This is a genomic window from Frankia sp. Cppng1_Ct_nod, from assembly GCF_920656135.1.
Classification (GTDB): domain Bacteria; phylum Actinomycetota; class Actinomycetes; order Frankiales; family Frankiaceae; genus Protofrankia; species Protofrankia meridionalis.
The window spans coordinates 26,534-51,676 of record NZ_CAKKTK010000029.1 but is presented as its reverse complement, the minus strand read 5'-3'; the positions used below and the strand labels follow the sequence as shown (position 1 = coordinate 51,676).

The window sequence follows — 25,143 nt, the reverse complement described above, 5'->3', positions numbered from 1 at the left end:
GTCGCAGGCGTACAGCAGCCGTCCACCCTCCGGTGTGGTCACGTCGTAGAGCACCGCCGGCCCGATATGCGTGCCCCCGTGGTTGGCCTCCACCGGCCGGATCTCGAAGCCGCCCACCTCCAGGACGTCGCCGGCACGCGCCAGGTGGAACCGCAGCGGCCCGGCACCGGACCCGGCGCCGGACCCGGTGCCGACAGGGCCGCCGGACGGGTCGGCACCCTTGCCGTTCCAGGGGCCGACGAAGGCACGGCAGGCGTCCAGCGAGGCCGGTGGCCCGATGACGTCCAGCGGTTCCTGGGCGACGGTCGCCCACTCCCGCCACATCAGAGTGGCGGGTCCGGTGTGATCGGGGTGGGCGTGCCCGAACAACAGGTGGCGTACGCCCGCGAGCCGTACCCCGAACCGGGTGGCGGCTCGCGGCACGTCAGGCCCGCAGTCGATGAGCATGACCTCGTCGAGGAGAACCGCGGTCTGGGTGCGCACCTCGTGCTCGCGGGCCCACCCGCAGGACGCGCATTCGCACCACGGGTTGGGCCAGCCGTCGGCCGATCCCGTCCCGAGCAGTCTCAACCGCATGGTTGTCTCAGCCGCACGCGGCGGATGCTCTCACGCCGGAGGTTCCTGCAGGTGCGGGTGGCGCTTGCGGTCGAGCAACGTCATGAGTGTCAGTACGAGTCCGAGTAGCACGATCGCGCCGATCGTGACCAGTCCGACCGCCCACCACTCCATCGGTGCCTTGTGCGGTTCGGCAACCTCGGCGAGCAGTGTCGTGACGGGGTGTGAAGCTGTGGCCACGGTTTCCTTCCTCTGTTCGACTGGTCCGAAAGCTCAGGTGGCGCCGGCCCCGGATCCTGACCGGCGGTTCACGACTCTCGCATGCCGGCGGTGTCCCGCGAAACGGGTAGGCGCGTGCGTGACAGAGGTTCTCGGTGCCGCCGGGTTCCCGGTGTTGTAACGGCTGACCTGGCGTCCGTGTTGGATGGTGCTCGCGGGACGGCCCGGGACGCCGGGATCGGGCCAGGACTCCCAGCCCTGACGAGCCCTGGCAGGCGACAACCCTGACAGGTGACAAGGAGGTCGCACGGTGAGCTGGACATGGCGTTTCGAGGCCGAGGACGGCGGCGCCGTCGCCGTCGCAGGTTCGTCGTCGTCGGAGTCGTTCCCGACCCAGAGCGACGCCGAGACCTGGCTGGGGGAGACCTGGCGGGAGCTGCTCGATGCCGGCATCCAGCAGGTGGTGCTTCAGGACGCCGGCCGCAAGGTCTACGGCCCGATGAGCCTGCGTTCGGTCGATTAGCGTTCGGTCGATTAGCGTTCGGGCGTCCGCTACGCGGTGGCGGGGTCGGTGACGACGACGTCGCCGAGCGCGGTGTCGATCCGGGCCAGGATCTCGGCGTCCAGCTTCACCCCGGACGCCCTGACGTTCTCGCGGACCTGCTCCGGCCGGGACGCTCCGATGATCGCCGATGCCACGTTGTCGTTCTGCAGCACCCAGGCGACGGCGAGCTGAGCCGGGGACAGACCGACGTCGGCCGCGATCGGGAGCAGGTCCTGGACCCGGGTGAGGACCTCGTCCTGCAGAAACCGCCCGATGAAGCCCGCACCGCCGCCGCTGGCGGCACGGGTGTCCCCGGGAACCGGCTGACCTGGCAGGTACTTGCCGGTAAGCACACCCTGGGCGACCGGCGACCAGACGATCTGGGAGATCCCGGCCGCGCGGGATGTCGGGATCACCTCTGCCTCGATCTTCCGCCACAGCATCGAGTACTGCGGCTGGTTGGAGATGATCCGGTCGAGGCCCGCCTCGGCGGCGATCCGCACCGCGTCCGCGATCTGCGTGGCGTTCCATTCCGAGACGCCTATGTAGAGCACCTTGCCGGCCCGGACGAGATCGTCGAAGGCCCGCAGGGTCTCCTCCAACGGCACGGTCGGGTCGTAGCGGTGCGCCTGGTAGAGATCGAGATGGTCGGTGCGCAGCCGCCGCAGTGACGCGTGGCAGGACTCGATGATGTGCTTGCGGCCGAGTCCCTGGTCGTTCGGGCCGGGGCCGGTCGGCCAGAAAACCTTGGTGAACAGTTCGTAGGACTCGCGGCGTACACCGTCGAGTGCCTCGCCGAGCACGACCTCGGCCCGTGTCCCCGCGTAGACGTCGGCGGTGTCGAAAGTCGTGATTCCTTCGTCCAGCGCCGCTCGTACGCAGGAGAACGCCTGGTCCTGTTCGATCTGGTCACCATGGGTGATCCAGTTGCCGTATGAAATTTCGCTGACGTTCAGCCCGCTGCGTCCCAGTCGTCGATGTTCCACCGGGCAACCCTATGATTCCCGGCACACGGGGTCGGCGCCCGCCGGGTCGTTCCCGGACGTGGCCGACCCTGTGCGCCGGGTGGCGATCAGCGTGGTCCGGCGCCTGCCGGGACGGACGTGGCGACGGTCGCGGCCGGTTCCACCGTGGAGCTGTAGGGCAGGCTCACCGTGGAGCTGCCGGCGGTGGTGCCGGCCGGTGTCGCCCCGCCGAAGTCGTTGGGATGGTCGGTCGCGAGGACGACGGTCCCGTCCTGGGGACCGTACCCCGTGGTGATCACCGGTGTGCCGACCGCGCGGAAGACGTTTGCCTGCAACAGAACAGTGGCGCCCATCCGTGAGTTGACGGCGGTGTCGGCGTTCTGGAACACGTTGTCGTAGACGTGGCCGGTGCCGAAACGCAGGCTCGGTAGCCGTGAGTTCACGTCGCGAAAGTAGTTGTGGTGCACGGTCACGTGCAATCTGCCCTTGTCCGTCGTGTCGTCATCGGACGCGCCGATCAACATCACCTTGTAGTGGTCGTGGAACCTGTTCCACGACACGGTGACGAAGTCGGAGGCCTTTGTGATGTCGAGCAGGCCGTCGTAGTAGTCCTTGCCGTGTGCCAGGTCGCTGGAGAGATCGTTCTGGGTGATCCAGACATGCTGGGACCCGTAGACGCTGATCGCGTCGGTGCCGACGGCCTTGCTGATGGTCAGGTTACGCACGATCACGTTGCCGGCGCCCCGGATGTTTAGTCCTCCACCGGTGAGGCCGGCGTTCCCGGACGTCCCGATGATCGTCTTGTTCGAGGTGACCTTGATCTGACCGCTCAGACTGATCGTGGAGGCAATTCTGATCACATAGGGGTCGGTCGCGCCGGCGTACCTGGTCAGCTCTGCCGCTGTACTGACCGTGACGGTGGCTCCGGCTGCCCCACCGGTCGTGCCGGCGGCATAGCCGTCCGCGGTCTCGGCTGGGGCGGGAGCGACCTGACCGGATGATACGGCCCCCGGCGTGGCCGTATCGACGGACCGCGACCCGGTTGCCGGCGGTGGCGTGCTGCCCGCCGTCGGCAACGAACCGGACGTCCGGGACGGGCTCGGCGCCGCGGCCGGACCGGTAGCCGAGACGGATGGCTGGCACGCGGCCAGGACTCCCGCGGCGACCACCGCCAGCAGGTGGACGCTTCTGCGCTGCGGGTGTGTACGACGTTGCATGTATGGACGACCCCTTGACGAGGAGCGTCGCCCTCCCCCCGGAGCGGTGACCGGAGCCCGGCCACCGTCCACGCCGCCAGGACGATGTGGTTCGGGCCGATGACGGTCACCACCGACATCAACCTGAGCCGCAGAACGTCACAAACAGTACTACTCGGGAATTTTTCCAGCAATCAACCTGCTTGTCGGATTCGGCGGTGAACGGCGGAGTGGGCCGCCCGGTCCGATCCGGACGTGGTCGGGTCAGCGGCGCCCGCCCGTACGGCTCACCTGGGGCCGGGGCATCCGCCAGCGTCCAGGCAGGAGAGCGCGCTGCACCGAGTAGGCACGGACCTTGACGGGTGAACCCGGGTGTTTGTCCGCGACCCTGCGGCTGACCTGCCGGGACAGCACGATCGAGTCGACGACCACCGCGAGGATGCCCAGCAGCATCAGGTAGGTGGCGACGAGGCGCACATACCCGTTCGGGACGAGCCCGCCGACGAAGTACACCGCGGCGGTGGCGAGGAAGAACGGTCCCAGGTTCCTGCGGGTGTCGACGAAGTCCCGGGCCAGCACGCGCTCGGGCGCACGTTCACGTGGGGGGAGCCTGCTCACGTCCCCCGACAGCATCGCCGCCCGGTACTCCTGGGTCTGGCGGCGGCGCTCGTCACGGGAGCGTGTCCGGGTGTCCTTGCGCGACGTCGGGGTCGTGGGCCCGGCGCCGCCGCGGGCACGTGCCGCGCGTGCCTCACTGCGCTTCGGGGTGGGGCGCCCCTTGCCGGAACTGTTCCGGGCGGGTTCCGGTGCTACGCCTTCCCCCGCCGGGTTGCCCGGCGCGTCGGTGAGCGCGTCGGTGGCTGGTGCGCGGCGCTTCAACAGGGCCATCAGGGCAGAGCCAACATCTGGTCAAGGGCCTTCCGGGCATGTGCCGCGACCTCGGGGTCAACCGCGATGCGGTTGACCGTCTCACCGCGCACGAGGGACTCGAGTGCCCACACGAGGTGGGGCAGGTCAATACGGTTCATTGTCGAGCAGTAGCACACCGTACGGTCCAGGAACGCGACGGTTTTGTCAGGATGCCGGTTCGCGAGCCTGCGTACCAGGTTGAGCTCGGTGCCTACGGCGAACCTACTGCCGGGCGGGGCCTCGTCCACCACCTTGATGATGTACTCCGTCGAGCCGACCATGTCCGCGGCGGTCACGACCTCGTACTGGCACTCCGGATGGACCAGCACGGTGACGCCGGGTACGCGGGCACGGACGTCGTCCACGCAGGCCCTGCTGAACCGGCCGTGGACCGAGCAGTGACCTCGCCAGAGGATCATCCGCGCGTCGCGCAGTCGGGCGGTCTGCACGCCGCCGCCGGGCCGGTGCGGGTTGTAGACGACGCAGTCCTCCAGCGACATCCCCATCTCAAGCACGGCGGTGTTGCGCCCGAGGTGCTGGTCCGGCAGGAACAGCACCCGTTCGCCGCGGCGGTCGGGGCCGAACGCCCAGTCCAGCGCCTTGCGGGCGTTGGACGAGGTGCAGATTGTGCCGCCGTGGCGTCCGGTGAACGCCTTGATGGCAGCCGAGGAGTTCATGTAGCTGACCGGGACCGTACCGTCGGCGAGTCCTGCGTCGGCGAGTGTCTCCCATGCCTGTTCGACCTGTTCGGCACCGGCCATGTCGGCCATGGAACAGCCTGCGGCGAGATCGGGGAGGATCACCTGTTGGTGGTCGCCGGTGAGGATGTCGGCGCTTTCGGCCATGAAATGGACGCCACAGAAAATGATGTGGCCGGCGTCGGGCCGGGCGGCGGCCTGTCGGGCGAGTCTGAACGAGTCGCCGGTGACGTCGGCGAAGGCGATGACCTCGTCCCGCTGGTAGTGATGCCCGAGGACGAAGACGGAGCCGCCGAGCGCACGGCGCGCGAGCGTGGCGCGCTCGACGAGGGTCGGGTCGGACGCCGGTGGCAGCGTGCCGGGGCAGTCGACCCCACGCTCGCTGTCCGGATCGCTGCCGCGGCCGAGCAGCAGCAGCTCCAGCGGCCCGGCCGGAGCCTGCGCAGGTGGCGTGACCGGTGGCGTGACCGGTGGCGTGACCGGTGGCGTGACCGGCGGCGTGATGCCGCGTTCGAGCGCGGGATTGATGGTCATGCTCGCTCCTCCGGTCGACCGGCTGTCTGCGCGGCCTGGCCGCCTGCCTGTGGACGAATGGTCGATAAGACTCTAACTCGCCGCGCATGCACATGCTTCCGTGAGCGCGATGAGTTCGCGATCACAGCCCGGGGGTCTTTGCTTGGTCGTCGGGAGATGTCCTGCGTACGATGGGAAGGCGATCGTGGCCCGCGGTGTTGCAGGGTAGGTGTTGCGAGTGACGGCTACTGCCACGATGGCGTGATCGGTGACAGGCTATGAATAGCGGAATATGCAGACATCTCACACGGTTGCGTACAAGGCGCACACGCAATGTGGGTAGACGAATACCGGGCACACCTGCGCAGGTGCTTACTGGCCGAAGGCGGTGCGATCGTACTTTCGCCGCTGGAGGACCCAAGGACCCAAGGGCCTAGCTGGCCAAAGGAAGACTAGTTGGCCAAAGGGCGCGCGATCATGTTCCTTTTCGTGCGTCCGGAGGCCCCAAGTATCGCTAGGGAGCAGCCTCCATGACCGTCCAGGACGCGACGACCGACACCGTGACCGACACCGTGACCGACACGGACACAGCGACTCGGCCGAGCACCGTCATCCTGACCGACGTGGCCGCGGGCAAGGTGAAAAACCTGCTTGAGCAGGAGGGGCGCGACGACCTCCAGCTCCGGATCGCCGTGCAGCCCGGCGGCTGCTCCGGCATGCGCTACCAGCTCTTCTTCGACGAGCGTCAGCTCGACGGCGACACCGTCCTGGACTTCTCCGGTGTCAAGGTCGCGGTCGACCGGATGAGTAGTCCGTACCTCGGCGGCGCCACGATCGACTTCGTCGACACGATCGAGAAGCAGGGCTTCACGATCGACAACCCGAACGCGGCGGGTTCCTGCGCCTGCGGCGACTCCTTCCACTGATCGTGATGCTCCGGCCCGGGGTCTCTCCCCCGGGCCGGAGCCGCGGTTGCGCTGCGGACGGGTGCGTGCCGGGTAGGCTCGGTCATCGTGCGTATCGCCGTGACAGGTTCCATCGCCACCGACCACCTCATGCGTTTTCCAGGGCGGTTCGCCGAGCAGCTGCTCGCGGACCAGCTGGAACGGGTATCGCTGTCGTTCCTTGTGGATGATCTTGTCATCCGGCGCGGGGGAGCGGCCGCCAACATCTGCTACGGCCTCGGACGGCTGGGCCTTCGCCCCGTCCTCGTCGGCGCTGTCGGTGAGGACTTCGTCGACTACCGCTCCTGGCTCGACCGCAACGGGGTCGACACCGGTTCGGTACATGTGAGCGAACTCGCGCACACCGCTCGTTTCGTGTGCACGACAGACAACGACCTGTGTCAGATCGCCTCCTTCTACCCCGGGGCGATGAGCGATGCCCGGCTGATCGAACTGCGTCCGATCGTCGACCGTCTGGGCGGTCTCGACCTGGTGGTCATCAGCCCGAACGATCCGCAAGCAATGCTCCGCCACACCGAGGAGTGCCGAGAACGGTCCATTCCGTTCGCCGCGGACCCCTCCCAGCAGCTCGCCCGGATGGACGGTCCGGAGATCCGAAGGCTGGTCGACGGCGCGGCCTGGCTGCTGTGCAACGCCTACGAGAAGGGCCTGCTGGAGAGCAAGACCGGATGGTCGGACGCACAGGTGCTCGAGCGGGTCGGAGTAAGAATCACCACCCATGGCGCGGACGGGGTCGCCATCGAGGCCACCGGCGCGGAGCCGATCCTCGTGCCGGTGGTGCCCGCCAGGGTGACACCGGACCCGACCGGTGTCGGCGACGCCTTCCGCGCGGGTTTCTTCGCGGGTCGGGCATGGGGTCTGACCCTGCGACGGTCCGCCCAGATCGGCTGCCTGCTCGCCACGCTCGCGCTGGAGACGATCGGCACCCAGGAGTACGAGACCGCCCCGGACGAGCTGGCCAAGCGGCTGTCGGAGACCTATGGGGCGGACGCCGCCGCGGAGATCACCCCACACCTTCCGGTCGACTGACCCACGCCGATCGGCTGAGCCCACTGCCGACGATCAGGCGCCGATCAGGTGAGGCGGCGCACGAGGTAGGCCGTACCGCCATCGGTCAGCTCCCGGGTCGACACCAGTTCCTGCGCCCGCATCCGACACCAGGCCGGGACGTCGAAGGCCGCTGCCGGGTCGTCCGCCCACAGCACAAGGACGGCTCCGATGCCGAGCTCGGGCAGGCGGCGCGCCAGTTCGATGATCGGTAGCGGACAGCGTCGTCCCCGCGCGTCCACGGTGAACCACGCGTCGTGCCACACAGTGCTCTCACCTTTGGTCACAGGCCGACCACCCCGGCCCGCTCGCGGACGCGAGCGACCGCGTCCGGCAGAACTGCCAGCAGGGCGTCGACGTCCGCCGCATCGGACTCCCGTCCGACGGAGACCCGGATGTTGCCCTGGGTCAGCGCACCCATGGCCGCCAGCACATGACTCGGGGTGAGGGTGTCGGAGGTGCAGCTGGATCCGCTGCTCACCGCGATTCCCGCCCGGTCCAACTCGCCGAGCAGCGACTCCCCGTCGACGTACAGACAGGAAAAGGTAAGCAGATGCGGCAGTCGGCCGGCCGGGTCGGGGTCGCCGAGTATCTCGACGTCCGGGACGAGGTGAGGAAGCCGGGCTCGTAGCCGGTCGACGTAGCCAGCGAGGCGCGGTGCCTCATCGGCGATCTCGCCGGCTCGGGCGTGCAGGGCCGCGGCCGTCGCGACGATGCCCGCGACGTTGGGGAAGCCGGCGACCCGGCCGCCTTCGCGTTCGTCCGCGGGCAGCGGGTTGGCCCACCGTCGCCCGGTCCGCACCACCAGGATGCCGACGCCGGCCGGCCCGCCGAACTTGTGCGCGCTCGCGCTCAGCAGATCGGCACCGATTGCCTGGACATCCACCGGGATCCGGCCGACGGACATGGCCGCGTCCACATGCAGGGGGACGCCGACGGCGTGCAGGACGTCGGCAACCGCGGCCACCGGTTGGATGGTCGCGACCTCGTGGTTGGCATGTTGCAGGCTTGCCACCGCGGTGTCCGGCGGGGGAGCGAAGGCCGCCGGGTCGACCCGGCCGAAACCATCCACCCCCACGGTGGTGACCTGGCCGCCGGCCCTCTCGTGCCACTCTGCCGCATGCAGGACGCAGGAGTGTTCCACGGCGCTGAGAAGGATCCGGGTACCTGCGCGGCGCCGTGCCCGAGCGGTGCCGAGTAGCGCGAGTTGCGCCGCCTGGGTCCCGCTGGATGTGAAGCTGACCTCGTCCGGGCGGGCACCGAGCACCGCGGCGACCGTCTCCCGGGAGGCGTCGAGCAGCATGCGGGCCCGGCGGGCGTCACGGTAGAGACGTGCGGGGTCGGCCCAGCCTTCGTCCAGAGCTGCCAACAGGGCGTCGCGGGCCGTAGGGTGCAGAACGGCCGTGGAGGCGTGGTCAAGATAGGCCGGCACGCTTCCGACGGTATTCCGCCCGGACACCCGGAGGTCCGGAGGTCCGGACGCCCCAAGGGGTTCTGTGGGGCGCTGGCGAGATGCCGGACGGGTGGCTGGGATACGCTCCTGCCGCAGCATCTACAGCTTGTCGAAGAGCCCTGCGCCGGCCCGGTTGGTTCGGTCGGACCGGCGCATTCGTGGGAGGCAGGACCTGGTGACCCGATCCTTCGGCCGAACTCGGCCGTTGCCCGCCGATGTCGAGGAAGCGACTGCCTCCGACGCTCCTCGGGTGGGAAGTACGAACCGCGTGAGCCGTGTTGCGAGCGATCTTGACCGACCGGCCGCTCGTTTCCGTCCGCGGCGCGGGCTGCGCCTCGCCATGAGCCTGGCGCTGCTCATGGTGGCGGCGACGGCATGTGACGTTCCCAACTTCGGGTTCCCCGATGGTGTGACGGATCAGTCCCTGCGCATTCTGAACCTGTGGCAGGGTTCCACGATCGCGGCGCTCGCTGTGGGTGTGTTCACCTGGGGTCTGATCTTCTACGCGATCATCGTGTTCCGGAAGAAGTCGGACGAGCTGCCCCGGCAGGTCCGGTACAACCTCCCGGTCGAGGTCCTTTACACGGTCGTGCCCCTGGTGATCGTCGCCGGCCTCTTCTACTACACCGCCCGCGACGAGGTCGACGTCGACAAGCTTCCCGCCAACCCGGACGTCACGGTCAACGTCATCGGCTTCCGCTGGAACTGGCAGTTCCGATATCTCGACACGGGCCGCAACGGCACGACTCCGGTCGAGGTCACCGGCCAGCCCGGCCAGCCTGCTGTCCTGGTACTTCCGCAGGGCCGGACCATCCGCTTCGTGGAGACCTCCCCGGATGTGATCCACTCCTTCTGGGTACCGGACTTCCTGTTCAAGCGGGACGTGATTCCCGGCCGGATCAACCAGTTCCAGGTCACGATCAACAAGACCGGCACGTTCGTCGGCCGCTGCGCGGAGCTGTGCGGCGTCGACCACGACCGCATGAACTTCTACGTCAAGGTGATCCCGGGTGACGAGTACGACCGGTACATCGCCGAACGGGAAAGACCGGCCACGGTGACCGCGGCCGGGGCGGCTGGGGCAACGGGGGCGACCGGCGCGACCACGCAGACATCCGCCGCAACGACCACTCGCGGGAGCGGACAGTGACACTGGTGCACGAGCCGCCGGCCGGCCACGTCGAGGAGCTGCACACCAAGCCGCGCACGAACCTGCTCGGCTACCTGCGGACGACCTCCCACAAGGACATCGCCGTGATGTACGGCGTCACGGCCTTCGCGTTCTTCCTGTTCGCCGGGATCATGGCCGAGCTGATGCGGGCCGAACTCGCTCGTCCCGGTCTGCAGTTCCTGTCGAACGAGCAGTTCAACCAGCTCTTCACCATGCACGGCACGTTGATGCTGCTGATGTTCGCCACGCCCATGGCATTCGCGTTCGCGAACTTCCTGGTGCCGTTGCAGATCGGCTCGCCCGACGTGGCGTTCCCGCGGCTCAACGCCCTGTCGTACTGGTTCTTCCTGTTCGGGAGCCTGACGGTCATCGGGGGTTTCCTGACCCCGAACGGCGCGGCGGACTTCGGGTGGTTCGCCTACGCGCCGCTCAACAACGCGGTCTACTCGCCGGGTGCTGGCTCGGACATGTGGATCCTGGGCCTGGTGGTGTCGGGTCTCGGTACGATCCTCGGCGCGGTCAACATGATTACGACAATTCTCTGCCTGCGTGCGCCGGGAATGACGATGTTCCGGCTGCCCATCTTCTGCTGGAACTTCCTCGTCACCTCGATCCTGGTGCTGGTGGCCTTCCCGGTCCTCACCGGAGCGCTGCTGGCTCTGGAAGCCGACCGGCGGTTCGGCGCTCATATCTTCGACGCGGGCAACGGCGGCGCGATCCTGTGGCAGCACCTGTTCTGGTTCTTCGGGCATCCCGAGGTCTACATCATCGCGTTGCCGTTCTTCGGCATCATCAGCGAGGTCCTGCCGGTCTTCTCCCGCAAGCCGCTGTTCGGCTACAAGGGTCTTGTCTTCGCCACGGTCGGTATCGGGGCGCTGTCGGTCGCGGTGTGGGCGCACCACATGTTCGTCACCGGGGCGGTTCTGCTGCCCTTTTTCGCATTCCTGTCCTTCCTGATCGCGGTACCGACCGGAATGAAGTACTTCAACTGGATCGGTACGATCTGGCGGGGCCAGATCACGTTCGAGACGCCCATGCTGTTCGCCCTGGGCTTCCTCGTGACGTTCCTGCTCGGCGGTCTGACCGGTGTGCTGCTGGCGAGCCCGCCGATCGACTTCCATGTCAGTGACAGCTACTTCGTGGTCGCACACTTCCACTACGTGGTGTTCGGCTCGGTCGTCTTCGCCGCCTATGCCGGAATCTACTTCTGGTTCCCGAAGGTCACCGGGCGCATGCTCGACGAGAAACTCGGCAAGATCCACTTCTGGACGCTGTTCTTCGGCTTCCACCTGACCTTCCTGATCCAGCACTGGCTGGGTATGCAGGGCATGCCGCGACGGGTCGCCGACTACTCGCCCACCGACGGATTCACCACCTTCAACACCGTCTCCACCGCCGGCGCCTTCCTGCTGGCCACCTCGACCCTGCCGTTCATGTACAACGTCTGGCACTCCTTCAAAAAGGGCGAGCTGGCCGTCGTGGACGACCCGTGGGGATATGGAAACTCCCTGGAGTGGGCGACGTCCTGCCCGCCGCCACGGCACAACTTCCGCTCGCTGCCGCGCATCCGGTCGGAGCGGCCTGCTTTCGACCTGCACTATCCGCAGGCGGCGGGGAGTATCGACTACCACGCCACACCTGAGATCAGATAGCCGGCCAGATGTGGCGTGCGCATCGGATGAACCGTCGGATCGCAAATCGATCCGACGGTTGCGCCCGCCGCGTCGCCGGAGACCCCAAGGAAGCTAGGGCGGAGCAGCAGCCATGAAGATCGAGGGCGTTGTCTTCCTCGTGTTCACGATTTTCTGCACGGTGGTCGACGTCATCTACTGGTTCACCTCGCAGGACCCCACGGGCACGGTCGCGCTCGCGCTGTGCGGCGGTCTCGGCCTGCTCGTCGGCGGGTACCTGCTGTTCACCGCCCGTCGTATCGGAGCACGTCCGCAGGACCTTCCCGACGCCGAGGTCGCCGATGGCGCGGGCGAGCTGGGTCACTTCACCCCGGGCAGCTACTACCCCTTCTTCATCGCGGCGAGCGCAAGCCTGGTCGTCCTCGGCATCATCTTCGGGGTATGGCTGGCTCTCATCGGCGGGATCATGACGTTCCTGTTCGTCGTCTGCCTGCTGTTCGAGAACATCTGGCACCCACCCGTCCCGGAGGACTGACGCGGGGCGCCACCTGCCAGGGGTTGTCGGCCGATCGAGAACCCGGCGAGGGGCTCCCGCCGACAGGTGCGCCCCGGGCCGGTACGGCCGTCAGACCGTGGTGGATGCCCCAGCCTGGCTGACCCGTACCCACCGGAGCAGCGCGGCCTGCGCCGCGCCGGAGTCCAGCGACCATGCGGCCCGGGCGAGCTGACGCCGTAGCTGTTCGGTGACGGGCGCGGCGGTCGGTCCGGTCGCGGCGACCAGCGCGGCCCCGGCGGCGAGCACGACGGCGTCACGCACCGGCCCCGCGCGTCCCGTCAGCAACGCACGGGTCACCTCGGCGTTGTAAACGGCGTCGGCGCCCTGCAGCTCCTTCGGATCACCGGGCGAGATACCGACATCGCGTGGGTCGAAGGTCTCCTGCCGGACCTTGCCGTCCGTGACGACCCACACGGTCGACGTCGCGTTGGGGGTGAGTTCGTCGAGGCCGTCGTCGCCGCGGAACACCAGGCCCCGGGTCCCGCGTGCGGCGAGCACTCCGGCGACGACCGGGGCGAGCCGCGGATCGGCGACGCCCACGGCCTGGGACGCCGGACGGCCCGGGTTGGTCAGCGGTCCGAGGATGTTGAAGACCGTGGGTACACCGAGTTCGCGCCGCGGTCCGGCGGCATGCCTCATCGCCGGGTGGAAGACCGGCGCGAAGCAGAACGTGGCACCGGCCTCCGCGAGGCAGGCGGCGACAGCGACGGGTGGAAGGTCGATGACGACGCCGAGTTCCTCCAGCAGGTCAGCTGTTCCACAGGTCGACGACGCGGCCCGGTTCCCATGTTTGACCACGGGAATTCCGCAGCCCGCGACGACAATCGCGGCCATGGTCGACACGTTGACCGAATGCGACTGGTCGCCACCGGTACCGCAGGTGTCCACGGCGCGTTCGCGAATATCTTCGGTGATTTCCAGTGGCGCGGCGTAGTCGATCATGACCCGGACGAGGCCACCGACCTCCTCGGGGGTCTCTCCCTTGGCTCGCAGGGCGATGGCGAAGCCGGCGATCTGGGCCGGGGACGCCTCGCCGGACATGACCTGGCTCATCGCCCACGCAGTGTCCCCGGCGCCGAGCGTCTCCCGTCGTAGGAGCGCCCCGAGCAGCTCGGGCCAGCCGCGTGCGGATCCCTCGGACCTGGCCACGGTCAGGTCCTGACGCTCGCGGGCTGCGGGGAGCGGCCTCGCGGGGCCAGCGCGTGGCGCCGGCGCAGCAACGCGACGACGACCTCGGCCAGTTCGGCGGGGTCCACGGGATGGGCGACCACCGCGTCGGCGAGCGACCAGGTGGCGAGCCACCGGTCGTCCCGGCGTGCCACCAGCAGGATGGTGGGCGGGCAGTCGGGGATCTCGTTCTTGAGCTGGCGGGACAGCCCCATCCCACCGGTCGGTGTCGCCTCGGCGTCCAGGATGCAGATGTCGGCTTCCCCGTGGTCGACCGCGTCGACGACGGACGCGCCGTCCCCGACGTCTAGGAACTCAAGGAGCCCGAGCTCGGGGTCGGGAAGCGGGCCGACTGCGAGCTTCACCCGCTCCCGGACGTCGGGCTTGTCCGCGTACACGAGGACCGTACTCATGTGACCGCAAGCCTTTCGATCAAAGTGATCGCTGGAATGATACCCAAGGGGGCATCGTTCGATCGCGTACCGCGACCGGGCGATGATGAACCCGCCGGCAGGGTATCCGATGGGCGCTCGTGGGAGTTGGTTCCGCGGCCGGCTGCTCCCTCCGGATGTGCTGGTGACCATGTCGATGGGCGTGCCGATGACCACACCGTCGTCGTATCACCGGGATGTCGCCGGTGTTCCGTTGCTGTTTCATTGTGCATCCAGTGGTTTGCCGTCCGAGCCTTCCTCGGGGATAGTGAGACTCGTTCTCATCGATACCGGCAACGAACGCGCTTCAAGCATCGGACGTGCGATGAACGATCAGCAGGATCTCCGCCTCACCCCCCAGCGCCGTGCGGTGCTGGAGGTGCTCCAGGCCGCCCACGACCATCCGACGGCGGCGGAGGTCTACGATCGTGTCCGAGTGGTTGCGCCAGGTATCGGCGCCGCGACCGTGTACCGATCCCTGGGGTTGCTCGTCAGGTCAGGGCATGCCCTCGAGCTCAGTCTCGGAACCGGTGCCGCCGCCCGGTACGACGCGAACACCACACGTCACGAGCACGTTGTCTGTGATCGCTGCGGACGAGCGGTGGATATCGATCTGCCCGTCCCCGTCGAGACGGTGGACGAGCTGTCGGAAAGCACCGGCTTCGCGATCACGGGTTACGCCCTGCAGTTCCGTGGCCTGTGCCCGTCCTGTCGGACAACCAGACCGACCCGGACAACCGGACCGACCCGGACAACCGGACCGGCATAGCCGACCCGTCCGGTGCCGGTAACCACCACCGGTGTCGATCACCCCGGCCAAGGGGTGGATCACGATCGAAGAAGGAGCTCCACATGCCGAAGCTTGACGGCACGAAGACCCACGAAAACCTCAAGGAGGCGTTCGCCGGCGAGAGCCAGGCCAACCGCCGCTACCTCTACTTCGCCCGCCGAGCCGACATCGAGGGCCTGACCGACGCCGCGTCCCTCTTCCGCGACACCGCCGAGGGTGAGACCGGCCACGCGTTCGGCCACCTGGACTTCCTCGCGGAGGTGGGCGACCCGGCGACCGGGGAGCCGCTGGGCGCCACCACGAAGAACCTCGCCAGCGCCGTGGCGGGGGAGACCTACGAGTTCACCGCCATGTACCCGGGCTTCGCCAAGACCGCCCGCGAGGAGGGTTTCGAGGAGATCGCGGACTGGTTCTCCACCCTTGCGCGGGCCGAGAAGACCCACGCCGGGCGCTTCAAGAAGGCCCTGGACGCGGTCGTCGCCGACGAGAAGGCCGAGCAGGAAGCGGTCTGACTCCTGCGACGAAGCGGGCGGGGTGGACGCCGGACGTGCGCCCACCCCGCCCGCTCGGCTCCTCCTCCGCCAACATCCACGAGACAGACCACCTGGGGGGCCCAACGATGGCGCTCACTGTCGCCGACATCATCACCGACCCTGAGGTCTACTCCGCGCGGCGGCCGGCTGCGCGTACCCGCATCCTCCCCGTCCGGGCGGAGCGCCGGGTCCGGGTCGGGGACATGATTGTTCTTGAGTTCGAGAACGAGCAGACCCTGCGCTACCAGGTGCAGGAGATGGTCTACGCCGAGCGGCTGCACAGCCCCTCGGAGGTCGCCCACGAGATCGAGATCTATTCCCGGCTCCTGCCCTCCAGCCACGCGCTCACCGCCACCGTCCTCATCGAACTGGATGTCGCGGAGGCTGTCCGGTCGGAGCTGGAACGCCTCGCCGGGGTCCAGCACAGCATCCGCCTGGAGATCGACGGAGTCCCGGCGCCGGCCGAGGAGATCCCCGGACCCGACGAGGACCCGGACGTTCCAGGCCCGACCGTGTCCGTGCACATGCTGCGGTTCCCGCTCGACGACTCCGCGCGGGATGCCTTCCGGGACCCGGCCGTGCCGGTCGAGCTCGTGGTCGACCATCCCGCCTACAACGAGGCGACACCGATCACCGGCGCCACCCGGATCAGTCTGATCGCGGACCTCGCGCTGCGCGGCTGACCGGACCGGCGGCAAGCCGGGCAAGCCAGGCGTTGTAGGCCGCCTCCCTGGCGAGCAGGTCGGCCTCCGGGTCCGCCGGATCCGTGGTTTCCGTCGCCTCGGCCGGGTCCGTCGCCTCGGCCGGAGACCGCCGCTTCGTCGGGAGCTGGGCCAGCCGGTCGAGGCGGTCCAGTCGCCGGTCCTCCCGGACGGCCTCCCGCCCGTCCGCCCGCGACCACTGGACGAACAGCGCCACGAACACCGCGGCGCCGACCAGTTCGCCCGAGGCCCACATCAGGCCGGCGCCGGTCTGCTGATCGCCCAGCAGGCTGGACCCCCAGGTCCGGCCGAGTGAGACGTACCAACTCCCGGCGAAGACGTCCTCGGTGGTGAACATCGCCAGCGCCCACAGTGCGTGCAGCGGGAAGGTCACGAACAGCAGGAGCAGCCGGCTCCAGTAGGGCAGCCGGCCCGGAATGGGGTCGAGCCCGATGATCGGCCAGTAGAACAGGCAGCCCACGGCCAGGAAGTGGACGTGCAGGAACAGGTGCAGCGTCGGATGCTCCAGCGACGCCTGGTACAGGCTCGTGAAGTAGAGCCCGTACAGGCTGACGATGAACAGGGCGAATCCGACTAGCGGAAACGTCAGCACCCTGGCCACCCGGCTGTGCAGCACCTTCACCAGGAGCCTGCGGGCGCGCCGCGGCAGGGTCCGCAACGCCAGGGTGACCGGGGCCCCGAGCGCGAGTGGGATGGGCGCGACCGTGCCCAGCAGCAGGTGCTGGACGGCGTGCGCGCTGAACAGCGAGGTGTCGTAGGCGGCGACCCCGCCGATGAGCGCGTACGCGACGACCAGCAGGCCGGTGAGCCAGGATGCCGTCCGCCACGGGTTCCAGGTGTCTGCGCGATCTGTGAGTCTGCGCACTCCGAGCAGGTAGAGCCCGGCCATGACCGCGACCAGCAGCACCGGCCCGGGTTCGGGTGTGACGTGCAGGAGAAGGCGCCCGACAGTCGGCGGTGGTGGGAGTTCTGCGTGCCGGAACGGCACGGGCACGGCTCCGGCGGCGAGGGTGCCAAGGCTGGTCACGGACTCCGTCACCTCCTGGACACTAGCGCTGGGCGGGACCATCGACAGCTCGTAGTCCTACCGAATGTCGAACCTACGGTGGCGCCTCGCGGATCGCGTGCCAGAATGACCGACGTGGCCTCCGCCCCCGTCCTTGAGAAGGCTCCGCCGCCGCACCCCACGGCCAACCGTCCCTCGATGGTTTCCGTGGGAACGATCGTGTGGCTGTCATCGGAGTTGATGTTCTTCGCGGCCCTGTTCGCGATGTATTACACGATCCGGTCGGTCAACAGTGGTAACTGGCCACCGGTCACCGGCGATCCCGCGGGATCCGAAATCGGCCCGGTGCACCTGCATGTCGGCTACGCGCTTGTCTTCACGACGATCCTGGTGCTCTCAAGCCTGACCTGCCAGCTGGGTGTGTTCGCGGCGGAACGTGGCGACGTCTACGGTCTGCGTCGCTGGTACGTCATCACGCTGATCATGGGTGCCGTGTTCGTCGGCGGCCAGGCATGGGAGTACTTCCACGAGAACGAGTTCACGCTCTCGTCCCATGCCTACGGATCCGTCTACTACCTCACGACCGGCTTTCACGGCCTGCACGTGATCGGCGGGCTCATCGCGTTCGTGATCGTACTTGCTCGGTCGAGCTACGGCAGGTTCACCCCCGAGAAGGCCACCTCCGCGATCGTGACGTCGTACTACTGGCACTTCGTCGACGTCGTCTGGATCGGCCTCTACGCGACCATCTACCTCCTCCAGTGAGCGACATGACTGCATCTGTGGGCGCTGCCCGTGCATCCGTACGTCGGCGTCGGCGTTCCTCCGCCGTTGTCCTTCTGGTGGCGCTCGCGGCCACCGGCGTCCTGTGGGCGGCGTTCGCCCCGCGTGGGACGGCCCAGGACACCGCGGACGCCAACGAGGCCGTCAGAGCGGGCCGCGCCCTCTACCTCCAGGGCTGCTCGAGCTGCCACGGCGTGAACGCCCAGGGCGGCAACCAGGCGCCGAGTCTCGTCGGGGTCGGGTCTGCCGCGGTGGACTTCCAGGTGGGCACCGGTCGGATGCCACTGGCCGCGCCCGGTGCGCAGGCCAAGCGCAAGGATCCGATCTACGACCAGACGCAGATCGACCAACTGGCCGCGTACGTCGGCAGCCTCGGCGGTGGCCCGAAGAAGCCGGTCATCACCTCCGCCGCGCTGGATGACGCAGACCTCGCCCATGGCGGTGAGCTGTACCGGGCCAACTGCGCCCAGTGCCATCAGGCCACCGGTGCGGGTGCGCCGCTGACCTACGGCAAGTACGCACCCGACCTGGGTAAGGCCACCCCGACCCAGATCGTCGAGGCCATGCGGACCGGCCCCGAGTCGATGCCCGTGTTCGGCCCCGGGCAGATCGACAACGCCGACGCCACGGCGATTGCGAAGTACGTGCGGCATCTGAGCGAGGCGCCCAGCGCCGGTGGCGACGCACTCGGCAAGTACGGGCCGGTTCCCGAGGGGCTGCTGGCCTGGCTGGTCGGCATCGGAGGCCTGCTCGCGGTGTGCCTGTGGATCGGAGCGAGGCAGAAGGTATGAGCAAGCAGGACGACGACACGCCCGGGACGGGGCATCCCGCCGACGACGGCGGGAGCATCTTCGACCGCGCGAAGCACCCGGTGAAGCCCTCCGGGGAACCGGCCGGGGGAGGAGCCGATGCCCGGACTCGCGGACCCGAGCTGAAGCAGGGACGCGACGACGGTTCCGAGCGTCTGGGGACGCCCCCGCACCAGACCGACTCGACCCGGGCTCCGGCCACGGTCCTGCTGGCCGAGGCCGGCGAGCGGGGCGTCGAGGTCCGTCCCCCGCACGCTGAAGAGATCGACCGCCGGGCCGAGCGCCGGGCCGAGCGGCTCGTGGCCTTCTGGTTCATCGTCTCGGTGGTCGGGACGGTCGGCTTCATCGTCACCAACTTCGTCGGTGACAAACAGGCCGAGTACTACACCCCGTGCATGGGCGGTGCCCTCGCCATGGCGATGGGCGGCATCGGGTTCGGGATCATCCTCTGGGCGAAGCGGCTCATGCCGCATGAGGAGGCGGTCCAGGAGCGGCACCCCTTCGCCTCCCCGGCCGAGGAGATCGCCGCCACCGAGGAGACGGTCGCGCTCGGATATGCCGACACCGGCCTCGCCCGCCGGCCACTGGTCCGCCGCACCCTGCTGGGCGCGGGGACCGTCCTCGGTGGCCTGCTGGTCGTACCGCTGCTGAACCTGACCAACAGCAAGCCGGGCAAGCAGCTCGACCACACCCGCTGGGTGTCCGGCGCCCGCCTGGTGACCGGGGAAGGCAACCTGGTCAAGCTCGGCGACATGGCCATCGGCGGCATCGAAACCGTGTTCCCGGCGGTACCCGTCACCGAGGCCAACGGCACCGTCCGCTACGAGCCCAAGGTGACCTTGCACGACAAGGCCGACAGCGCCACCGTGCTCATCCGGCTCGCTCCGGGGGAGAATCACCCGCGCCCCGGCCGGGAGGACTGGGCCTACGCCGGTCACGTCGCCTATTCGAAGATCTGTACCCACGCGGGTTGTCCGGTCAGCCTCTATGAGGCGCAGACCCACCACCTACTGTGCCCGTGCCACCAGTCCGTGTTCAACGTCCTGGACGGATGCCGCGCCATCTTCGGCCCGGCCAGCCGGTCCCTGCCGCAGCTGGCGATCGATGTGGACAAGGACGGGTACTTCATCGCACGACACGACTACACCGAGCCCGTCGGTCCCGCCTTCTGGGAGCGTTCATGACCACCGTCCCACCACCGCATCTGGTCAAAAGGCCGGGCCCGGTCCGAAAGCTCAACCGGACGGTCGACGAGCGTTTCGGTACGCAGGCGGGGCTGCGCCGGAACCTGAACAAGGTGTTCCCCGACCACTGGTCGTTCATGATCGGGGAGATCGCCCTCTACAGCTTCATCATCCTGGTGCTGACCGGCATCTATCTCACGCTGTTCTTCGACCCGAGCAACACCGAGGTCGTCTACAACGGCTCGTACGTCCCGCTCAAGGGCGTCGAGATGAGCCGGGCCTACGCCTCGACCCTGGACATCAGCTTCGACACCCGTGCGGGTTTGGTCTTCCGCCAGATCCACCACTGGGCCGCGTTGCTGTTCGTCGCATCCATCGTGGTGCACCTGATGCGGGTGTTCTTCACCGGCGCCTACCGCAAGCCCCGAGAGGTCAACTGGCTGATCGGCGTGGGACTGCTCGTGCTGGGGATCCTCGAGGGTTTCGCCGGCTACTCGCTTCCGGACGACCTGCTGTCCGGTACGGGGCTGCGGATCGCGGCGTCCATCGCCCAGTCGATCCCGGTCGTCGGGACGTGGGCGTCGTTCCTCGTCTTCGACGGCGAGTGGCCGGGTCAGAACTTCATCCCCCGGCTGTACGTCGTCCACATCCTGCTGGTGCCGGGCATCCTGCTGGCGCTGATCGGCGCCCACCTGGGCATCCTGTGGCACCAGAAGCACACCGACTTCCCAGGGCCGGGCAAGACCGAGCACAACGTCATCGGGCACCGGGTGTTCCCGGTGTTCGCGGCGAAGTCCAGCGGGTTCTTCATGCTGGTGTTCGCGATGCTCGCGCTACTCGGCGGTCTGGCGCAGATCAACCCGATCTGGAGTTTCGGCCCTTACGACCCGGGGAACGTCAGCTCCGCGTCCCAGCCGGACTGGTACATCGGCTTCCTCGACGGCTCGACGCGTCTGTTCCCGCCGTGGGAGTTCCGCGGTCTCGGGCACACCGTGCCGGCGGTGTTCTGGCCGACGCTGATCCTGCCCGGGATCCTGTTCACGCTGCTTGCGCTGTACCCGTTCCTGGAGGCCAGGTTCACCGGGGACACCGAGTCACACAACCTGCTCCAGCGTCCCCGGGACGCGGCGACCCGGACGGGTTTCGGTGCCATGGCCATCAGTTTCTACCTGGTGCTGTGGATCTCCGGTGGGAACGACGTCATCGCGAAGACGTTCGACATCTCGCTGAACGCGATGACATGGGCAGGACGGATCGGCTGCATCATCGTCCCGCCGATCGCCTACAGCATCACCAAGAAGATCTGCATCGGCCTGCAGGGCCGCGACCATGAGATCGCCGAGCACGGCATCGAGACCGGGATCATCCACCAGCTTCCCAGCGGGGAGTTCGTGGAGGCCCACCGGCCGAAGCTGCCGCCGGTGGCCGACCATCGCCGGGTCCCGACCGACCGGGTGGCCGTGGGGTCCGGCGACCAGACCGCAAACGCCAGGAGTGGTCTCGCCCGGCGTGCAGGCAAGGCGGTGACCGGCTTCTTCGTCGAGGAGGAGGAACAGGGCGGCCAGCCCAACGCTGACGACGCCCCGGACCAGCCGGCCGGCACGAAGCACTGAACGACCTGGAAGCACTGAACGACCTGAGGGCCCTGCCGTCCGTTACCGGACGGGAGGGCCCTTTTCGTTCGCGGGTGACGGGGCAAGGCGGAGGGTGGATAGTTAGTTGTAGGAAGAAAACGATATGGAGGTCGGATGTCTGTCGATCATTCCGTGTCTCTGGCCGCATCCACGGTGTCCGCGGACGGCCCGCCGGCCCTCGTCGTCCGGGGGCTGACCTACCGGTTCGGGGAGCACGCGGCGGTCGACTCGGTCGACCTCGATCTCGGAGCCGGTGAGATCGTCGGCCTGCTCGGGCCGAACGGTGCGGGCAAGACCACCGCCATCCGCGTCATCGTCACGTTGCTGCGGCCGGCCGCCGGTTCGGTGCTGGTGTTCGGGGTGGACGCGGCGCGAGCGCCGCTGCGGGCACGCCGCCTCATCGGCTACGTGCCGCAGATGCTGTCCGCCGACGCCGGGCTGACGGGCCGCGAGAACGTCGCCCTGTTCGCAGGCCTGTTCGACGTGCCACGACGCCAGCGGCGGGCGCGGGTCGACGACGCGCTCGCCGCGATGGGCCTCACCGACGTCGCAGACCGGATGGCCCGCACCTACTCGGGCGGGATGGTGCGTCGCCTTGAACTCGCCCAGGCACTGGTCAACCAGCCGCGGCTGCTGATCCTCGACGAGCCGACCGTGGGGCTCGACCCGATCGCGCGCGACAGCGTCTGGGAGCACGTCCAGCGGCTGCGGGTCGAGCACGGCATGGCGGTCCTGCTGACCACCCATTACATGGAGGAGGCGGACGTCCTGTGCGACCGGGTCGCGTTGATGCACGCCGGCCGGGTCCGGACCACCGGCGTGCCGGGCGAACTGAAAGCGACCCTGGGACCCCAGGCAAGCCTGGAGGACGTGTTCCGTCATCACACCGGTGGTGCGCTCGAGAGCGACAGGAAAGGTGATTTCCGTGACGTCCAACATACCCGTCGTGTCGCCGGCCGGGCTGGTTGAGCGGACCGGTCTGGCGCCCGCTCCTGCCGGGATCGGGTTCGATGACAGTCTTGACGCGCGCTTCGGCACGGCGCGCCTGTTGGGGCGTCGACTGGGAACCCTCTCCCTGGTGGAGCTGCAGAAGCTCCGCCACGACCGGGTCGAGCTGTACACCAGGGCCGTCCAGCCGGCCCTGTGGCTGCTGGTCTTCGGCGTGACGTTCAACCGCATCCATGCCATCCCGACCGGGTCCGTGCCCTACCTGGACTACCTGGCGCCCGGCATCCTCGCCCAGTCCGCACTGTTCATCTCGATCTTCTACGGCATTCAGATCATCTGGGACCGGGACGCGGGCGTCCTGGCGAAACTCATGGTGACACCGACGCCCCGCGCGGCTCTGGTCACCGGCAAGGCGTTCGCAGCCGGGGTGCGGGCGCTGATCCAGGTGGTCGTCGTCCTGGTGCTGGCCGCTGTGCTCGGTGTGGGTCTGACCGCGAACCCGCTGAAGATGATTGCCGCGGCTGTCGCGGTGGTGCTCGGCTCGGGGTTCTTCGCCTGCCTGTCGATCGTGATCGCGGGCCTGGTGCTCTCCCGCGACCGCCTGATGGGGATCGGCCAGGCGATCATGATGCCGATGTTCTTCGCCAGCAATGCCCTCTACCCGGTGGACATCATGCCGTCCTGGGTCCGGGTGGTCAGCTATCTCAACCCGTTGAGCTATCTGGTCGACGCGCTGCGCGGTCTGCTCATCGGTACGCCCGCGCACCTGCTGGTCGACTTCGCGGTACTCACGGGTTCCGCCGTGCTGAGCATTCTTGCCGCCAGCGCCCTGCTCGGCCGGCTCGCGCGGTAGTCATCGGGATGCCGGTCGTCGGACTCGGCCCGGGGTGACCGTTCCTGCTGATCCGCGGTGTTCGTCCTGCCCGCGAAGAAAGAAGACCTCCCGGGCCGCGCCGGTTGCCGGTGAGGCCCATTCGCCGTCGAGGCCGACCAGCCGGACACCCGGGGAGGACAGCCAGCGGTCGATGCGCTCGGTCTCCTCCGCGGACGCGCACGGGGTGTGCCCCGGCCCCGGTCGCACCGTCTCGGCGCTGGCCCGCGCCGCCCAAACCCACGGACGCGGATCGGTGCGCGCCGGGGCGGTGGTCGCGGCGACGAGCCGACCGTGGCGGATCACCGCGATATCCCAACCGCCCTCCACGGTGGGCACGGCCGCCGTCATCTCGACGACGCGGGTCAGGGCTGACAGGCGTTGGAGTCGGTGGGCGCCGTGCAGGAACGCGAGCATCCGGTCCCGATGGACGGCCGCGTCCTCGTACCGTTGTCCGGCGGCGAGCCCGGCGATGCGTTCGCGTGCGGCGGTGACGACCAGCGCCGGGTAGGTGGTGATGGCCTCACGGGCCGCTGTCACATGGCGTGCGTAGTCCTCGGGGCTTTCCCGCCCGTCGCACGGGGCACCGCAGCGGCCCAGGTCCGCGAGTGCGCACGCGGCACTCGGCCGCTGTGGTGACAGTCGTGCGGTGCACTGCCGTAGGGGGATCGCCTCGTGGATCGCGGCCGCGGCAAGATCTGCCCCGGCCGTGCTCGAGAACGGGCCGAGGTAGGTTCCCCCGTCGCGGACCGCCCGGACCCGGGCCAGCCGCGGGAACGGCTCATCGGTGATCCGCAGGTAGACCGCCCGTTCCGGGTACCTGGACCGGCGGTTGTAGGGGGGTTTGTGCTCGGCGATCAGCCGTAGCTCCCGGACCTCGGCCTCCAACGCGTGCGCGCACGCGATCGCGTCCACCCGTTGTGCCAGCGAGACCATCTCGGCCATCCGCGTCCGCGGTTCACTCGCGGTGAAGTACGACCGGACACGCGACCGCACCGACCGCGACGTTCCGACGTACAGTGCCCGGCCGGTCGCGTCGCGGAACACGTAGACGCCCGGCCCGGTCGGTAGCCCCTCCGCCAGATGGCGCTTGCGTCGCTGAGCGGGGGAGACCTTCCGCGTGAAGCCGTGGACGTCCTCCAACGTGGTCACTCCGAGGTTGCCGAGCCGTTCGAACAGCCCGTGCAGCACCGTGACCGTGGCCCGCGCGTCCGCGAGCGCCCGGTGGGTGGGCTCGGTGTCGGCGCGGAAGAGCCGGGCCAGCGAGGACAGCTTGCAGTCCGGACTTTCGTCCCTGGTAACGACCTGCCGGGCGATCCGGACCGTGTCGAGGTGTTCCCACGCCGGCACCGGATACCCGCCGCGCACGCATGCGTCCCGCAGGAAGCCGAGGTCGAACGGGGCGTTGTGGGCGACCAGCACGCTGTCGCGGGCGAACTCCAGGAATGTCGGCAGCACCGCGTCGATGGTCGGGGCGGTGGCGACCATCGCGTCGGTGATCCCGGTCAGGACCGAGATGAACGGGGGTATCGGCCCGGCCGGGCGCACCAGGGTCGCCATTTCGGCAAGGATCCGCCCGCCGCGGACCTTGACCGCACCCAACTCGGTGATCTCATTTTCGGACGAACGGGTGCCGGTGGTTTCCAGGTCCACCACGACAAAGGTGACCTCCCCCAGCGGACGGCCGAGTTCGGCGAAGCTGGCCTGCCGGGGCTGGGGCTCACGCCGGGGTCGGGGAGCCGGGGCCGGCAGTGGTTCTGGCAGTGGTTCTGGCAGTGGCCGGGGCGGCATGCCCGGGTGGCCGTCGCCTGGCGGGGGCGAGAACGGGCTCATGTCCGCGAAC

At 68.7% G+C, this 25,143-nt stretch carries 27 protein-coding genes; 15 read left to right on the top strand and 12 right to left on the bottom strand.

The window, feature by feature from the left end; translation table 11 throughout:
- Window positions 1–576, bottom strand: a 576-nt coding sequence (locus tag NBW77_RS10980) for an MBL fold metallo-hydrolase (RefSeq protein ID WP_250279650.1), incomplete at its 3' end; no start/stop codon positions are given.
- A gap of 30 nt (window positions 577–606) precedes the next feature.
- Window positions 607–795: a hypothetical protein gene (locus NBW77_RS10975; RefSeq protein WP_131747489.1), complete on the bottom strand. Its 189-nt coding sequence runs from the start codon at window positions 793–795 to the stop codon at window positions 607–609.
- A 289-nt stretch (window positions 796–1,084) separates the two neighbouring features.
- Here NBW77_RS10975 and NBW77_RS10970 point away from each other — a divergent pair, with 289 nt between their 5' ends.
- Window positions 1,085–1,297, top strand: a complete 213-nt coding sequence (locus NBW77_RS10970) for a hypothetical protein (RefSeq protein WP_131747488.1) — start codon at window positions 1,085–1,087, stop codon at window positions 1,295–1,297.
- Window positions 1,298–1,326: 29 nt separating this feature from the next.
- Here the strand turns inward: NBW77_RS10970 and NBW77_RS10965 are convergent, their stop codons facing one another.
- The 4 genes from NBW77_RS10965 to nadA form a co-directional block, all read right to left on the bottom strand.
- Window positions 1,327–2,304: an aldo/keto reductase family protein gene (locus NBW77_RS10965; protein WP_250279649.1), complete on the bottom strand. Its 978-nt coding sequence runs from the start codon at window positions 2,302–2,304 to the stop codon at window positions 1,327–1,329.
- 86 nt (window positions 2,305–2,390) lie between these two features.
- The gene (locus NBW77_RS10960) at window positions 2,391–3,500 is read right to left on the bottom strand and encodes a pectate lyase family protein (RefSeq protein WP_131747487.1); all 1,110 of its coding nucleotides are present in this window, start codon (window positions 3,498–3,500) and stop codon (window positions 2,391–2,393) included.
- A gap of 243 nt (window positions 3,501–3,743) precedes the next feature.
- Window positions 3,744–4,367: a DUF3043 domain-containing protein gene (locus NBW77_RS10955; protein ID WP_131747486.1), complete on the bottom strand. Its 624-nt coding sequence runs from the start codon at window positions 4,365–4,367 to the stop codon at window positions 3,744–3,746.
- Window positions 4,367–5,620, bottom strand: coding sequence for a quinolinate synthase NadA (nadA, locus tag NBW77_RS10950; protein ID WP_131747485.1), 1,254 nt, complete (start codon window positions 5,618–5,620; stop codon window positions 4,367–4,369). Before nadA ends, NBW77_RS10955 begins: the two co-directional genes overlap by 1 nt.
- A gap of 509 nt (window positions 5,621–6,129) precedes the next feature.
- Here nadA and NBW77_RS10945 point away from each other — a divergent pair.
- Window positions 6,130–6,525: a HesB/IscA family protein gene (locus NBW77_RS10945; protein ID WP_242605947.1), complete on the top strand. Its 396-nt coding sequence runs from the start codon at window positions 6,130–6,132 to the stop codon at window positions 6,523–6,525.
- 87 nt (window positions 6,526–6,612) lie between these two features.
- On the top strand, window positions 6,613–7,593 hold the full coding sequence (locus NBW77_RS10940; RefSeq protein WP_131747484.1) for a carbohydrate kinase family protein: 981 nt from the start codon (window positions 6,613–6,615) through the stop codon (window positions 7,591–7,593).
- A gap of 44 nt (window positions 7,594–7,637) precedes the next feature.
- Here NBW77_RS10940 and NBW77_RS10935 read toward each other — a convergent pair whose 3' ends face one another.
- Window positions 7,638–7,898, bottom strand: a complete 261-nt coding sequence (locus NBW77_RS10935) for a sulfurtransferase TusA family protein (protein WP_242605946.1) — start codon at window positions 7,896–7,898, stop codon at window positions 7,638–7,640.
- Window positions 7,895–9,043 carry a cysteine desulfurase family protein gene (locus tag NBW77_RS10930; RefSeq protein WP_131747506.1) on the bottom strand — a complete coding sequence of 383 codons (1,149 nt, stop codon included), beginning with the start codon at window positions 9,041–9,043 and terminating at the stop codon, window positions 7,895–7,897. Before NBW77_RS10930 ends, NBW77_RS10935 begins: the two co-directional genes overlap by 4 nt.
- 196 nt (window positions 9,044–9,239) lie before the next feature.
- Here NBW77_RS10930 and ctaC point away from each other — a divergent pair, with 196 nt between their 5' ends.
- The 3 genes from ctaC to NBW77_RS10915 all read left to right on the top strand — a co-directional run bounded on the left by ctaC (window position 9,240) and on the right by NBW77_RS10915 (window position 12,401).
- Window positions 9,240–10,214 carry an aa3-type cytochrome oxidase subunit II gene (gene ctaC / locus NBW77_RS10925; RefSeq protein WP_131747483.1) on the top strand — a complete coding sequence of 325 codons (975 nt, stop codon included), beginning with the start codon at window positions 9,240–9,242 and terminating at the stop codon, window positions 10,212–10,214.
- Window positions 10,211–11,887: an aa3-type cytochrome oxidase subunit I gene (ctaD, locus tag NBW77_RS10920; RefSeq protein ID WP_131747482.1), complete on the top strand. Its 1,677-nt coding sequence runs from the start codon at window positions 10,211–10,213 to the stop codon at window positions 11,885–11,887. The genes ctaC and ctaD overlap by 4 nt, the downstream gene beginning before the upstream one ends.
- A 112-nt stretch (window positions 11,888–11,999) precedes the next feature.
- Window positions 12,000–12,401: a cytochrome c oxidase subunit 4 gene (locus NBW77_RS10915; RefSeq protein WP_131747481.1), complete on the top strand. Its 402-nt coding sequence runs from the start codon at window positions 12,000–12,002 to the stop codon at window positions 12,399–12,401.
- Window positions 12,402–12,491: 90 nt separating this feature from the next.
- Here NBW77_RS10915 and trpD read toward each other — a convergent pair whose 3' ends face one another.
- Together trpD and NBW77_RS10905 are read right to left on the bottom strand one after the other, a co-directional pair.
- Window positions 12,492–13,577, bottom strand: a complete 1,086-nt coding sequence (gene trpD / locus NBW77_RS10910; RefSeq protein ID WP_131747505.1) for an anthranilate phosphoribosyltransferase — start codon at window positions 13,575–13,577, stop codon at window positions 12,492–12,494.
- Window positions 13,574–14,002, bottom strand: coding sequence for a hypothetical protein (locus NBW77_RS10905; RefSeq protein WP_131747480.1), 429 nt, complete (start codon window positions 14,000–14,002; stop codon window positions 13,574–13,576). Before NBW77_RS10905 ends, trpD begins: the two co-directional genes overlap by 4 nt.
- A 343-nt stretch (window positions 14,003–14,345) precedes the next feature.
- Here NBW77_RS10905 and NBW77_RS10900 point away from each other — a divergent pair, with 343 nt between their 5' ends.
- The 3 genes from NBW77_RS10900 to NBW77_RS10890 all read left to right on the top strand — a co-directional run bounded on the left by NBW77_RS10900 (window position 14,346) and on the right by NBW77_RS10890 (window position 16,026).
- A complete protein-coding gene (locus tag NBW77_RS10900; protein ID WP_131747479.1) occupies window positions 14,346–14,789 on the top strand; it encodes a Fur family transcriptional regulator in 444 nt (147 codons plus the stop codon).
- Between the two features lie 83 nt (window positions 14,790–14,872).
- The gene (locus NBW77_RS10895; protein WP_131747478.1) at window positions 14,873–15,322 is read left to right on the top strand and encodes a rubrerythrin family protein; all 450 of its coding nucleotides are present in this window, start codon (window positions 14,873–14,875) and stop codon (window positions 15,320–15,322) included.
- Window positions 15,323–15,429: 107 nt separating this feature from the next.
- Window positions 15,430–16,026, top strand: coding sequence for a DUF3501 family protein (locus NBW77_RS10890; protein ID WP_131747504.1), 597 nt, complete (start codon window positions 15,430–15,432; stop codon window positions 16,024–16,026).
- Here NBW77_RS10890 and NBW77_RS10885 read toward each other — a convergent pair.
- Entirely contained in the window at window positions 15,992–17,092 is a 1,101-nt protein-coding gene (locus NBW77_RS10885) for a cytochrome c oxidase assembly protein (protein WP_131747477.1), read from the bottom strand. The two genes, NBW77_RS10890 and NBW77_RS10885, sit on opposite strands and share 35 nt — an antisense overlap.
- A gap of 105 nt (window positions 17,093–17,197) precedes the next feature.
- Here NBW77_RS10885 and ctaE point away from each other — a divergent pair, with 105 nt between their 5' ends.
- The 6 genes from ctaE to NBW77_RS10855 all read left to right on the top strand — a co-directional run bounded on the left by ctaE (window position 17,198) and on the right by NBW77_RS10855 (window position 23,282).
- Entirely contained in the window at window positions 17,198–17,836 is a 639-nt protein-coding gene (gene ctaE, locus NBW77_RS10880) for an aa3-type cytochrome oxidase subunit III (protein WP_131747476.1), read from the top strand.
- 5 nt (window positions 17,837–17,841) lie between these two features.
- Window positions 17,842–18,645 (top strand): cytochrome bc1 complex diheme cytochrome c subunit, encoded by an 804-nt coding sequence (gene qcrC / locus NBW77_RS10875; protein ID WP_131747475.1) that lies wholly within the window; start codon window positions 17,842–17,844, stop codon window positions 18,643–18,645.
- A complete protein-coding gene (gene qcrA / locus NBW77_RS10870) occupies window positions 18,642–19,847 on the top strand; it encodes a cytochrome bc1 complex Rieske iron-sulfur subunit (protein WP_131747474.1) in 1,206 nt (401 codons plus the stop codon). The genes qcrC and qcrA overlap by 4 nt, the downstream gene beginning before the upstream one ends.
- A complete protein-coding gene (qcrB, locus tag NBW77_RS10865) occupies window positions 19,844–21,460 on the top strand; it encodes a cytochrome bc1 complex cytochrome b subunit (protein ID WP_131747473.1) in 1,617 nt (538 codons plus the stop codon). The genes qcrA and qcrB overlap by 4 nt, the downstream gene beginning before the upstream one ends.
- A 135-nt stretch (window positions 21,461–21,595) precedes the next feature.
- Complete coding sequence (locus NBW77_RS10860) at window positions 21,596–22,450, top strand: ABC transporter ATP-binding protein (protein ID WP_250279648.1); 855 nt, start codon at window positions 21,596–21,598, stop codon at window positions 22,448–22,450.
- Window positions 22,407–23,282 (top strand): ABC transporter permease, encoded by an 876-nt coding sequence (locus tag NBW77_RS10855; protein ID WP_242605945.1) that lies wholly within the window; start codon window positions 22,407–22,409, stop codon window positions 23,280–23,282. Before NBW77_RS10860 ends, NBW77_RS10855 begins: the two co-directional genes overlap by 44 nt.
- On the opposite strand, the gene NBW77_RS10850 is transcribed toward NBW77_RS10855, so the two are convergent.
- Entirely contained in the window at window positions 23,283–25,091 is a 1,809-nt protein-coding gene (locus tag NBW77_RS10850) for a DEDD exonuclease domain-containing protein (RefSeq protein WP_502799465.1), read from the bottom strand.
- Window positions 25,092–25,143: the final 52 nt, after the last annotated feature.